At 44.7% G+C, this 13,323-nt stretch carries 10 protein-coding genes; 5 read left to right on the top strand and 5 right to left on the bottom strand.

Translation table 11 applies throughout. The features are described 5' to 3' along the window. Positions 1–86: 86 nt before the first annotated feature. A complete protein-coding gene (locus K339_RS33455) occupies positions 87–1,922 on the top strand; it encodes a patatin-like phospholipase family protein (RefSeq protein WP_051397957.1) in 1,836 nt (611 codons plus the stop codon). Between the two features lie 10 nt (positions 1,923–1,932). Next, positions 1,933–3,201, top strand: coding sequence for an adenylate/guanylate cyclase domain-containing protein (locus K339_RS35915; RefSeq protein WP_084332189.1), 1,269 nt, complete (start codon positions 1,933–1,935; stop codon positions 3,199–3,201). 16 nt (positions 3,202–3,217) lie between these two features. On the opposite strand, the gene K339_RS0111290 is transcribed toward K339_RS35915, so the two are convergent. The 5 genes from K339_RS0111290 to K339_RS0111270 form a co-directional block, all read right to left on the bottom strand. Next, a complete protein-coding gene (locus K339_RS0111290) occupies positions 3,218–3,826 on the bottom strand; it encodes a PDDEXK family nuclease (RefSeq protein ID WP_028523663.1) in 609 nt (202 codons plus the stop codon). 55 nt (positions 3,827–3,881) lie between these two features. Continuing rightward, complete coding sequence (locus K339_RS0111285; RefSeq protein ID WP_028523662.1) at positions 3,882–5,336, bottom strand: UDP-N-acetylmuramoyl-L-alanyl-D-glutamate--2,6-diaminopimelate ligase; 1,455 nt, start codon at positions 5,334–5,336, stop codon at positions 3,882–3,884. 90 nt (positions 5,337–5,426) lie between these two features. Beyond that, positions 5,427–6,110 (bottom strand): DUF4276 family protein, encoded by a 684-nt coding sequence (locus K339_RS0111280; RefSeq protein ID WP_028523661.1) that lies wholly within the window; start codon positions 6,108–6,110, stop codon positions 5,427–5,429. Beyond that, positions 6,107–7,201 carry an AAA family ATPase gene (locus K339_RS0111275; RefSeq protein WP_037300524.1) on the bottom strand — a complete coding sequence of 365 codons (1,095 nt, stop codon included), beginning with the start codon at positions 7,199–7,201 and terminating at the stop codon, positions 6,107–6,109. The genes K339_RS0111280 and K339_RS0111275 overlap by 4 nt, the downstream gene beginning before the upstream one ends. Before the next feature lie 34 nt (positions 7,202–7,235). Further along, positions 7,236–7,820, bottom strand: coding sequence for an LOG family protein (locus K339_RS0111270; protein WP_028523659.1), 585 nt, complete (start codon positions 7,818–7,820; stop codon positions 7,236–7,238). A gap of 135 nt (positions 7,821–7,955) precedes the next feature. Between K339_RS0111270 and K339_RS0111265 the strand changes: the two genes are divergently transcribed. The 3 genes from K339_RS0111265 (at position 7,956) to K339_RS33445 (ending at position 13,166) form a co-directional block, all read left to right on the top strand. Continuing rightward, positions 7,956–9,077: an XdhC family protein gene (locus tag K339_RS0111265; protein WP_028523658.1), complete on the top strand. Its 1,122-nt coding sequence runs from the start codon at positions 7,956–7,958 to the stop codon at positions 9,075–9,077. Between the two features lie 10 nt (positions 9,078–9,087). Beyond that, positions 9,088–10,287 carry a molybdopterin molybdotransferase MoeA gene (locus K339_RS0111260; protein ID WP_051397954.1) on the top strand — a complete coding sequence of 400 codons (1,200 nt, stop codon included), beginning with the start codon at positions 9,088–9,090 and terminating at the stop codon, positions 10,285–10,287. A gap of 458 nt (positions 10,288–10,745) precedes the next feature. Next, a complete protein-coding gene (locus tag K339_RS33445; RefSeq protein WP_037300175.1) occupies positions 10,746–13,166 on the top strand; it encodes a ribonucleoside-diphosphate reductase subunit alpha in 2,421 nt (806 codons plus the stop codon). Positions 13,167–13,323 lie beyond the last annotated feature (157 nt).

Here is a 13,323-nt window from a genome sequence, read left to right as displayed (position 1 = left end):
CAACACATGCTTTATAGTGCGATTTACTCTACCAGAAATATATACTCTTCGCTTGACTATCATTGAAGTTAGGGATATATTTGACTATGCAAAAAGCTGTTTACTACGAATTACTCCAAATTACGCTGACCCGCATTTTTGGAGAACTCCCAATGGATGTTTTTGAATCAGTCGTTGATTTATTAGAATGGAAAGAAATAGCGGGGGGAGAAATTTTATTCCATAAAAACGATGAAGCAGATTGTTTGTATGGCGTACTCAGCGGACGGCTACGGGCGTATGTTCCGACCGACGACGGGTCAGAAATCCCCTTGGGTGAAATTCCGCCAGGAGAAACGGTGGGAGAAATGGGGATTTTTACTGAGTCTCCGCGCAGTGCGAGTATCGTCGCCATCCGCGATTCTGTTTTGGTAAAAATCAGTAAAGCCGCCTTTGAAAAAATCATCATGGTGTCACCCAAAGTCGTTCTCAACATCACCAATTTGATTATTGAGCGACTAAATCGGCAAAATCTTTCCAAAAAAACGAACTACAAAATCACCAACGTTGCCCTCATTTGTTTGCATCATTCTCCCGCCGAAAAAGCATTTTGCCAGGCCGTTTTCAAAGCACTTCACCCAAAGGCAAGTTGTTCCTATTTATCCATTGAGCGGATTAGCCAGCACTTTAACGACCCACACATTGCGAATGTAGAAAAAACGGACGTGGCTAATTACCGACTGCTCAGTAATTGGCTCGATGAACAAGAAGCTCAATACAATTATGTTTTTTACGAGGCCGACACCCTCACCAGCGAATGGGCCAAACGCTGCGTTCGTCAGGCGGATAAAGTGCTAATTATTTCTGAAAGTCAATACAGCTCAGGACCGAGCGCTGCCGAAATGGCCTTGTTATATACAGGCCCCTCAAGTGTCAACAAAACGCTGGTGCTGCTTCATCCTCCCATGGCTGATTTTCCGACCAAGACCTCCAGTTGGCTACGAAGCAGGCGAGTTCAGCGGCATTTCCACGTAGAACAAGATAACCCCTCCGACGTTGAGCGCATTCGACGCTACCTCACGGGCCAATCCGTCGGGTTGGTGCTATCGGGAGGCGGAGCGCGGGGCTTTGTGCATGTGGGGGTGTATCGCGCCTTGGAAGAACGTGGTATTCCCGTCGATTTTGTGGGGGGAACGAGCATGGGCTCTATCATTGGCAGTTTTATTGCCATGGGGCATTCTGCCGAAACGCTTGACAAAGTGATGCGTAAAATCTACGTAGAGGGAAAAAATCCGACGGCTGATTTTAACCTAATCCCCTATTTTTCGCTCATTAAAGGCAAGAAAGTGGAAGAGATTTTAGAAAAATATTGCGGTGACGTCGAAATCGAAGATTTGTGGCGCAATTTTTATTGTATTTCTAGCAACCTCACCAAAGCCGAAGCCATGATTCACCAAGCGGGAAAATTGCGAAAATACGTACGGGCCAGCATCTCGCTGCCAGGTATTTTACCCCCAGTGATTGACGAAGAAGGCTTGCTGGTGGATGGTGGAATTTTTAATAATACGCCCGTAGATGTTATGCTGGCGCAGGGGGTGGGCAAAGTAATTTCGGTCGATATGAACGTGCAGCGTACGCTTCAAAAAAACGAAGATTACCAATCAGGTGGTACATGGCAAGCGTTCAAAGGGCGGGTCATGGGGCAAAGTACGGGAACGAGAATGCCCAATATGATGTCCGTGATTTTTCAGTCAACCACCATTTCTAGTGATTTTAAAGCCAATCAATACAAGCCCTACTGCGACCTGTACATCAACCCCAATGTGAGCAATTTTGGCATCATAGATTGGAAATCGTACGAAAAAATCGTTGAAATCGGCTACCAAACTGCCATTGAAGCAATTGATGAACAATTAAAAACGACGCTTGAGTCCTTTAGGTAATCCATACATTATGAAAAGACGTCTTTGGATATTGTTATTGGTATTGACACTTACTCACCCTTTAGCAGCACAAAAGAGCAAAACCGACTCAGCTACGACGAAAAAAAAGGGGTGGCGGCTTTTCGGCAACAAAAAAAATAAAGAGTTAGAAGCCGTTTCAAAGGAAAAAGACAAAGTTTCGGAAGAGAAGAAAAAAGTAGAAAACGAAAAGCAATTTTTAGAGTGGAAAAATCAAAATTTATCCTCTCAAATCGACGCCCTCGACCAACAAAAAAAGGCGTTGGATGTTCAACAGCACTTTCTGGATTCGCAGCTTGTTGTCCGCAACCAAAGCCTCAAACTCATGACTGAGGAACAAATGAAAATCCAATTGACACTCTTGCGCCAAAAACAACTGCTCGACTCTATTTCGTTTGCCAAAGTCATTGACTCCCTCAAAATCAGCGACCAACAAAAAATCCTGACCCAAAAAGAAGACCAACTTCGACGGCAAGAAGCAGAAGTCGAACTTCAACAAAGCCAACGAAATTTACTGATTGTGGTAGTACTGGGAGTTTTGGTAGTCGCTCTTGGCATTTACCGAAGCCTGCTTAATGTCAAAAAATATTCTAAAATTATTGAGGAAGAAAAAAACAAATCGGAATACCTACTGCTCAACATTCTGCCCAAAGAAGTAGCCGACGAGCTCAAGAAAAGCGGTGCCGCCGAAGCAAAGCATTACGAAGAAGTAAGCGTATTGTTCTCTGATTTTGTGGGCTTTACGTTTTTGGCCGAAAAACTCCCGCCCCAAGAACTGGTCGCCGAGCTGGACTATTGTTTCAAGCGTTTTGACCGAATTATGGGCAACAATAAGATTGAAAAAATAAAGACCATCGGCGATGCCTACATGGCCGCAGGTGGCGTACCCGTGCCTGACTCCGACGCTCACGTGCGCATCGTACGGGCAGCGCTTGAGCTCCAAGAGTTTATCGAAGCCCGCAAACAGCAACGGCTCCACGAAAATTTGCCTTTTTTTGAAGCCCGCGTCGGGATTCACACGGGGGAAGTAGTGGCAGGAATTGTGGGGGAGAAGAAATTTGCCTTCGACCTTTGGGGGGATACCGTCAACATTGCGTCTCGCATGGAATCAGCGAGCCTTCCTGGCAAAGTCAATATTTCGGAAGGTACGTACGAGCTGGTCAAATCGCATTTTATTTGCTCCGACCGTGGCAAAAAAGACATCAAAAATCGCGGAGAGAAAGGGATGTTTTTTGTGGAAAGGGAGGTTTTAGGAGATTAAATGCCCCCTAAAACCTTTATGTAACTGGCAAAATCTCTTCGTCTTCTAAAATTTGTTGCAAGCAAAACGTATAGTCATCAAACAGCGGAACGCTCTCGCTCCAAGCATATACTTCTACATTTTTGTGGGTACGTATCACCAAAATTTGACGACTTTTCGTCAAAATCCATACAATTCCCTCCACCCCAAAAGTCAACAATTCTTGCGATTTTTGAAGAATATAATCCGCTTCCGTCCCACCTTCTTCCTCATTTTCGGCTTTAGCATCAATTTTCACATCCACTTCGATAATGAATTTAGGAGGGACAGCATTGTATTTGTCAGAAACAGGATCTACAAGCTTAGATTTTTCTATTATTGCGATGTCGTTTGCAAAATTTTTACTTCGGTATAAATGCAATCCTGCTTCATTGGTAGGAACCCAAAACGTTTTTTTAGGAAGAATGGACTTCAAATAGAAGACAAAAGCCTGAATAATAAGCGATTGAAAAATACTACTTCCCATAATTTCTTCTTCCGTTTTGAGTCCTAACAATACTTTACGGTATCCTTTGCGATAATAGACACGACCGCCAAACTCTTCGTAAATAAGGCTTTGGGGAATGGTTTGTGTTGTAGTGGCCATAGCGTTTCTCCTTTTCTGAACTTACGTAAAGTTACAAAATTTTTACATTGGCTGGTTACTCAAACGCCGCCCGTAATTCTTCTCTATCGTCAAAATGATGCTTTATACCTTTGATTTCTTGGTAAGTTTCGTGGCCTTTGCCCGCCACCAAAATGATGTCATGCGGCTGGGCCAACGACACTGCATATCGAATGGCTTCGCGGCGGTCTTCGATGGTTTTGGTTTTCTTAAAATCAACGGGTGAAACGCCTGCCTGCATTTGCTCTAAAATCGCAAAAGGGTCTTCGTTGCGCGGATTATCCGACGTTAAAATCACTTTATTGCTCAATTCGCAGGCAATTCGCGCCATTTCGGGGCGCTTGGTCGCATCCCGATTTCCGCCACAGCCTACTACGGTAATTACCTGTTGGTCGCCTTCGCGAAGTTCGTTGATGGTTTCGAGAACGTTTTGCAAGGCATCGGGCGTGTGGGCATAATCCACGATCCCAACAACTTCTGTGGCGCTAACCACCTGCTCAAAACGACCTGGTGGCGGCGTAACTGCCGACAGCGCCGTCAGTACTTGTTCGGTATCTTCGCCCAACAAAATAGCCGCACCATATACGCCTAATAGGTTGTAGGCATTGAATTTTCCAATCAATTTAAACCAAACTTCTTGGCCGTCCACGTCCATTTGAAGCCCGAAAAGGCTATCGGCAATGAGTTTTCCTTTAAACGTCGCCACGGTTTGGAGCGAGTAAGTTTCTTTACGGGCGGCGGTATTCTGCACCATTACGCCCCCACGGCGGTCGTCGATATTGACGAGTGCAAAGGCCGTTTTAGGCAACTGGTCAAAAAATCCTTTTTTGGCTTTGATGTAGTTATCGAACGTTTTGTGGAAATCAAGGTGGTCGTGGGTGATATTGGTAAAGATTCCTCCCGCAAACGTCAGCCCCGCGATGCGTTCCTGTGCCACCGCATGTGAACTTACTTCCATAAAGCAATATGAACACCCGCGACGAACCATTTCGGCCAACAACTCATTGATTTTGACTGAATCGGGCGTCGTATGGGTGGACGGAATAATATCGTTGTCAATTTGGTTTTGCACCGTTGAAAGTAACCCAACCCGATGCCCTAATTGGCGGAATAGTTTGAACAACAACGTCACGGACGATGTCTTTCCGTTAGTTCCTGTTACACCGACCAGTTTAAGTTTAGAAGAAGGATTATCGTAGAAATTAGACGCGATTTGGCCCATGGCGCGGGCAGAATCCTCCACTTGTATATAGACGACACCGTCGGCCAATTCTGTTGGAATATCTTGACAAAGCACTGCTGCTGCGCCCATTTCAATGACTTTCGGGATAAATTGATGCCCATCGACTTGCGTTCCTTTCTGAGCTACGAACAAGCTTCCTGAGGTTACTTTTCGAGAGTCAAATTCGATGCCTGTAATGGCAATCGTCACATCTCCCTGAACCGACAAAGTAGCCACACCTGCCAGTATATCTTGCACTATTTTTGACATGTTTCTCTTTATTTTTGATTAAAAACGAAGATTTGAGCGTCCTCGGGTTGGTTTTGAGAAACCAACGGGACTTGTTTTATAATGCTAAAATTAAACCGATTCCAATTTTGTTATCCACTCACCAAAGTGAGGACATTTTTCCCGTAATAGGGTTAAGCCAATATCTTCTGCCACCATTGGCCCGACTTGAGCTTTTTGACTTTCATAATCGGGAATGTAACGAATGATTCGTTTAGAAGGAGCTGTTTGGGGAGATTCATTGATTTCTTCAGGAGGCATCAAAGCAATCTCTTTTGTCAACCTACCAATAGCAGTTTGTTCATCAGGATACATTCCTAGCAACCTATCTGGACTAGCTAAAAGGAATGCCTCAAACTCATGTAATTGTATATAAGGAATAAAATTGGGGTGATTGATATCAGTAGCAATAGCCGATTCTAGCGCTTCCACTTTTTGATATGGATTTTCAATACTTTGTAAGTCTTTTGTATAAGGGCTTTCCGAATCTTTTGGAAAAGCATACAAATCAATAAAGCTTGTGTAAAATGTGTCGGCACGGCCCCTGTCAGATACAATCCATTTCTGGACATCGCCCCTAAACTTGTTATATTTTAGTAAACCTCCTTTAGCTGGTTTATTGTTTAGTTTATCCCAACCTGTTTTAATCTTTCGAGCAGAGATAAAAATATTAAACGAAGAAAAATGCTTTACTAACACATCATTTACAAAAGCCTCTTCAGTGCTTCCTTCAACTATAATATTTACGAACTTCATGGTCTTCCTCCTATGATATTTTTCTCCCAAATTTGTCCCGTAGAAAACTCTTCAAGATATACTTCTAAACTGTCTGAATCTGGCCGATGAAATTCAGAACTACGGCCTTTTCGTTCAATCACCACCAAATCATCTAGCTCAAAGTTATTCACAAGGCTAATAGATTGCGTGGCCACAAATACTTGGCAATGTTTAGAAGCAACCTTTATCAAGCCTGCAACCGCATCGATTGCACTTGGGTGTAAGCCTAACTCGGGTTCGTCCAAGAACAATACGGCAGGTAAATCTTTAGGATTTTGCGCCAATAGGCTAATCAAAGCAATCGTTCGTAGCATACCATCGGAGGCTTGTCCAACATTAAAAACTTTGTTCGTCCCTTTTTCTTTCCAACGCAGTAGAATTTGACCAAACTCTTCGTATAAATCAAAGTCATCAAAAAAGGGCAAAACCAATCGAATATATTTGACAATTCGCAAATAATAAGGTCGCTCTTGTTGTTGAATACGATACAAAAAGCTTCCCAAATTTTCCCCGTTTTGTTTAAGCCCCCTACCATCTGCCACCGACCATTTCAAACGCATGGGCGCAGTATCACTGGTATTATGAAATTGATATACAACCAATTTTCTAAGCAGATTAAGAATCGTATCAGCATAAGGGGAAAGTGTTTGAGGTAGTCTTGCTTCTTCATGACCCACGCCAAGGCTAACCCAATTTGCTTGTTTTTTTTTGTTTTTGGCCGAAGACCGATGCTTTTCTTCACGAAACACTAATTTATCAGGTCGGGCAAACATTAAGCCAAAAGAATATTCGTTTACCCAATTTTCCGTTTCAACGACTAAATCGGCCTCGATTGTTTTTGTCATCTCGGCCCCATCGTGCAAAATATCGTTCGCTCCCCCCAAATAAGCCACATGCTCTTGAAGCTTGCCATCAGAATTCAGTATCCAACTCAAAAACTTAAAAAAAGAAATGAAGTTACTTTTCCCCGCTCCGTTAGGCCCTATTAAAATATTAATAGGTTTCGGTTCAAAATTTTCAATTGATTTTATTGATTTGTATCCTTTAATCGTAAAGGACTTTAGCTTCATCTCTGACATATTTTTGAGCATTTTGATTGACTCTTTATCCCTGCTGAATATTCTTCAACTCAAGCTTAGTTTCCTTCCGTTCAAACGCCATCATTTTATCCAATAATTCCTCTATGTTATCCGCCACTATCAACAACTCACGATTTTCCGCTTTTAAAAAACCTTCTTCCACCATGTGGTCGATGTGAGCTAATAAGTGATTGTAGAAACCATTGACATTCAATACCCCGACTGGCCCATGAAAAATTTTCAACTGCGTCCACGTCAGAATTTCAAACAACTCGTCGAGGGTTCCGAAGCCACCAGGAAGCGCAATGACTCCGTCTGACATGGAAACCATTTTGGCTTTGCGCTCGTGCATTGTGTCCACAAAATGAATTTCGGTGAGCGTTTTGTGCGCCACTTCTAATTCGGCCAAGAAATTAGGGATAATTCCCGTTACTTTCTGGTCGCCTGCCAATACCCCATCAGCAACGGCCCCCATCAGCCCCAGATTTCCTCCTCCATAGACCAGACTTATCCCTCGGTTGGCCAACGCACGTCCAGCTTCCTCGGCTGCTTGAAAATACTCAGGTCGCTTGCCCGCGTTTGCCCCACAATACACAACAATTGTCTTCATTCTCGGTTTGTTAATAATTGCTTTGGCCACAAATATCGGGAACGAATTTGACCAATGCTAACGAATATCATTGGCGGGAATTGGGAATCCTCTATTTTTGTTGTGGCTCTTACTAAGATAAATTAGCACGTTAACATGAAAGAAATCAAAGCCATCATCGAAGCCTACGACGGCATCGACCGAAGCACTACCAAAGCCGCCCTCGCCACCGTTGTGCGCGTCGAAGGGTCGTCGTATCGTCGTACGGGTGCCCGTATGCTTGTCATGGACGACGGCGTGTGGGTAGGTGGCATCAGTGGGGGCTGCCTAGAAGGCGATGCCCTCAAGCGAGCACGCCTCGCCATTGCCAAATCGCAAGCGAGCCTAGTGACTTACGACACCACCGAAGACGACCAGCACCAGATTGGCGTGGGATTGGGCTGCAACGGGGTCATTGACGTTTTATTGACTCCCCTTTCGTTTGAGGATGCTAATAATCCCGTTGAAATTCTCAAAAGCTGCATGAACGAGCGCCGTCAGACGCATATTCTACTGACTGTGATTGGGTTAGAAGACGACTACCAAGGCTTACAAGCAGGAACAATGCTCCGTTATACAGGCCCTGAAAGTATTGCATTTTTGGACAACTCAAGCCTTCAGGCAGAACTTACCCATACGATAGAGGTGTATGCCGAAAAAGGGCGTTCTCGTCCCAAGGCGTTTGACCTCCCCGACGGCCGAACGCTTGAATTGTTCATCGAAATTCTTCCTCCAGAAATTCACCTTGTATTGATGGGTCACCAATACGATGTGCTACCATTGGCTCGTCTTACCAAAGAAATCGGTTGGCGGACAACCATCGTTGCCAATCCTCAGAAACTGATGTCTAAATTGGTGGCTGTTACCAATGCGATTGTTACCCCAGCCGATTTTAGCACCATTTTAATTGACGAACACACGGCTATTATTCTCATGTCGCACGATTTTAAGACGGACAAATACAACCTTCCCAAAGTGCTACAAACGGCGGCGAGTTACGTGGGGATGTTAGGACCCAAAGTCCGTTCCGAAAAAATTCTTAAAGAACTTTCTGACGAAGGGATTGTTATTTCAAAAGCCGAAAGCGAACGAATTCACGCTCCCGTAGGTTTGGACATAGGCGCTATTTCGCCAGAAGAAATTGCTTTGTCAGTTTTAGCCGAGATACGGGCCGTTTTTTCCCAGCGTACGGGAGAAGCCTTGCGCCTCCGCACAACCCCTATTCACGAACGCGATTGATTTATTGAACATGGACTTGACATCTGTAAACGATGCCACGCGCATTATTTTAGAAAATACCCTCGACTACGGTACCGAGGCCGTTGCTTTTACTGACGCCTATCGCCGTGTACTGGCCGAACCGCTCGTAGCCGACCGCGATTTTCCTCCTTTCGACCGCGTGACGATGGACGGGATTGCGATTCAATGGCAAAGTTTCCAAAACGGTCAACGTACCTTTCGGATTGAAAGTACCCAAACTGCGGGCGACGTACAGCACACGCTCCAAGATGCTACCGCTTGTATTGAGGTAATGACGGGGGCTTCGCTTCCCATCCACACCGACACGGTTATCAAATACGAAGACGTGACAATCGAAAATGGAGTAGCCCAGCTTAAATTTACCGTTCGCGAGAAACAAAATGTCCACTTTCGGGGCGAAGACCGCAGAGCGGGTGCCGCTATTGTTCCCGCAGGCACGTTTTTAGGTCCACCCGAAATCGCCATTGCTGCCAGCGTTGGAGCCACAGAAGTGATGGTAAAAAAACTGCCGTCGGTGGTGATTATTACTTCAGGCGACGAGCTGGTGCCCGTTGAAGCTACGCCGCTTCCTCACCAGATTCGGAGTTCCAATGTACACTGCATCGCCACTTTGCTCAAGCCGTACCAAATCGAGGTGGATTTTATTCACATTCCCGACGACTTGGCCACCACACAACAGACCATTCAACAAGCCCTACAACAATACGACGTCCTCATTTTGTGCGGTGGGGTATCGCAAGGGAAAAAAGATTTTATTCCAAAAGCCCTTCAAGCCGAAGGCGTGCAGAAATATTTCCATAAACTGAGCCAGCAACCTGGAAAACCGTTCTGGTTTGGACGAAAAGACCGCAACGTTGTCTTCGCTCTCCCAGGCAATCCCGTTTCATCGTTTCTGTGCGCGAGACGGTATTTTATTCCGTGGTTACGCCAGTCATTAGGGCTATCAACTTTTGACAATACGTATGCCGTTCTTGACGAAAATTATACTTACACTTCCAATTTAACTTACTTTTTACAAGTTCAAATATACCAAGACAAAGCAACGCTTATGGCACGCCCCGTGACTGGGCACGGCTCAGGAGACTTTGCCAATCTCGTTGAAAATCAAGGGTTTTTGGAACTACCAAGCGACCAAAATGAATTTAAAAAAGGAGACGTTTTTCCCCTTTGGCGGTACGATACGGTATAGCACCTCCTTTTAATATGCCTAATAAATGGGGAGAAAATACCGTTTGATAAATTCCTCAAAAAAAAATCTCCTGAAAAGTTGAATGAAGCCAAAGGTTCGTCGTAAATTGTACCACGAAAAGCTCCAAACATAGCGATTTAATGGGCTACGATACTCTCTTAAATTTTTGTATTTTTTTTCTTGATTTTTCAAAATTGAATGCCCTAACCAAGAGACTCGTAACCCGCTAATAGCAAATTCGTTACTAATTTCTGAACACTATACGACAGTATAAGATGTGAGCCAGCATCGTTTTTTTTGATTAGGGTCACTCATAAAACGTTTGTAATTTCGCAAAACCAATGACAAGCTATTTGCCCTTTCAGGTGCTCTTTTGGGCACGTGCAAAAGTGAATTGTGCTTTTCAAACCAAATCAGTACCAAACAGAAGATAACCCCAATAAAAATACGAAGTACCTATGTATGTTGTTAAACGCGATGGCCGCCGTGAATCGGTCAAATTTGATAAAATCACTTCCCGCATAGAGAAGTTGTGCTACGGACTGGAAGCTGCTTACGTTCAACCAATTGAAGTAGCAAAAAAAGTGGTATCTGGTATTTACGACGGTGTAACTACAGCCGAATTGGACGTGTTAGCCGCCGAAACCGCCGCTTCCATGACCACCAAGCACCCCGATTACGCCATCTTGGCCGCGCGTATTGCTATTTCCAATTTGCACAAAAACACGCTGAAATCGTTCTCAGCAACGATGAAGCAACTTTATACTTATACCGATCCCAAAACGGGTGAGAATGCTTCGTTGATTTCGAAAGAAGCTTATGACGTCATTCGCAAGCACGCCGCTTTGCTCGACTCAACCATTATTTACGACCGCGACTACGGCTACGACTACTTTGGGTATAAAACGCTGGAGAAATCATACCTTTTGAAAGTAAACGGCAAAATCGCCGAGCGCCCTCAGCACATGTTGATGCGGGTAGCGGTAGGGATTCACTTAGAGGATTTGGACTCGGTAATTGAAACCTACAACTTACTTTCAGAAAGATGGTTTACACACGCCACTCCTACACTTTTCAACGCAGGAACACCGAAGCCACAAATGTCGAGCTGCTTCTTGCTGACGATGAAAGAGGATAGCATTGCGGGTATCTACGACACCCTCAAGCAATGCGCACTTATTTCGCAGTCGGCGGGGGGAATTGGGGTAAGTATTCATAACATTCGTGCAAAAGGTAGCTACATCAAAGGCACAAACGGTAACTCCAACGGTATTGTACCAATGTTGCGCGTATTCAACGATACGGCACGTTACGTTGACCAAGGTGGTGGTAAGCGTAAAGGTTCGTTTGCGATTTATTTGGAGCCTTGGCACGCCGATATTTTTGATTTCTTAGAATTGAAGAAAAACCACGGAAAAGAAGAACTCCGCGCCCGCGATTTGTTCTATGCCATGTGGATTCCTGACTTGTTCATGAAGCGCGTAGAAGCCAATGACTCATGGTCGTTGCTTTGCCCTCACGAATGCCCAGGATTAGCAGATACTTATGGCGACGAGTTTGAGGCGTTATATACCCAATACGAACGCGATGGCAAAGCCCGCAAAACGGTGAAAGCCCAAGACCTTTGGTTTGCGATTATGGAGTCGCAAATTGAGACAGGGACGCCATACATGCTTTATAAAGACCACGCCAACCGCAAATCGAACCAAAAGAACCTGGGTACCATCAAGTCGTCGAACTTGTGTACCGAAATCATGGAGTTTACCTCTCCTGAAGAAGTAGCGGTTTGTAACTTGGCGTCGATTTCGTTGCCTAAGTTTGTAGAACAAGGTACGGATGGTTTCTTGCATTTCAACCACGAGAAGTTGTTTGAAATCACGAAAGTGGTGACCCGCAACCTCAACAAAATCATTGACCTCAACTACTACCCTATCCCAGAAGCAGAACGCAGTAACAAACGCCACCGTCCTATCGGGATTGGTATCCAAGGGTTGGCCGATGCGTTCTTGTTGATGCGTATGCCGTTTGAATCAGAAGAAGCCCGCCGTCTCAACGAAGACATTCACGAAACCATTTACCACGGCGCTTTGGTCGCTTCAATGGAGTTGGCCCAAAAAGATGGTGCTTACGAAACGTGGAAAGGTTCTCCAATTTCACAAGGTACTTTCCAATTTGATATGTGGAACGTTACTCCTAAGAGTGGTCGTTGGAACTGGGAACAACTTCGTAAGGATGTGGTGAAACACGGCGTTCGCAACTCGCTTTTGTTAGCGCCAATGCCAACGGCTTCTACCAGTCAAATTTTGGGCAACAACGAATGTTTTGAACCATTTACTTCTAACTTGTACGTTCGTCGCGTATTGTCGGGTGAGTTTGTGGTTGTTAATAAATACCTTCTCAAAGACCTCGTAAAAGAAGGTTTGTGGAACGATTCGATGAAGAACAAGTTGATGATGCACAACGGTTCGGTTCAAAAAATCGCCGAAATCCCACAACACCTCAAAGACCTTTACAAAACGGCTTGGGAAATTAAACAAAAGACGATTGTGGATATGGCCGCTGACCGTGGGGCGTACATTTGTCAGTCGCAGTCGTTGAATATTTTCATGGAAAATGCCAACTACGGAAAACTTACATCGATGCACTTCTACGCGTGGAAGAAAGGCTTGAAAACAGGTATGTATTACCTCCGTACCCAAGCTGCCGTTGATGCGGTGAAATTTACGGTTGAAAAACACGTGGAAGCCGTGTTGGAACCTGTCACGACGAAAGTTTCGGAAAAAGACCTCAATTACGAGAAATACGCGCAAGAGCACGCTCCTCAGGTAGCTCCCAAAGAAGATACACAGTATCCTTTGAACTCCCCTAAGGACAATTAATCTTTCGCTTTCTACTTACCCCTTGCAAGCCCGAGCCTTTGTGTTCGGGCTATTTTTTTGTGCTGTGCATTCCTCAGGGTAGGAGTACCCTGAGGCACAATCCGTGCGGAGGGATACTCATATCCCGACGAAATCAGCCGAATAATTCTCAGGGTAT

The organism is Runella limosa DSM 17973 (assembly GCF_000482465.1).
Lineage (GTDB): Bacteria > Bacteroidota > Bacteroidia > Cytophagales > Spirosomataceae > Runella > Runella limosa.
Note: the sequence above shows the minus strand (reverse complement) of the source record. Positions and strands in the feature narration are given on the sequence as shown.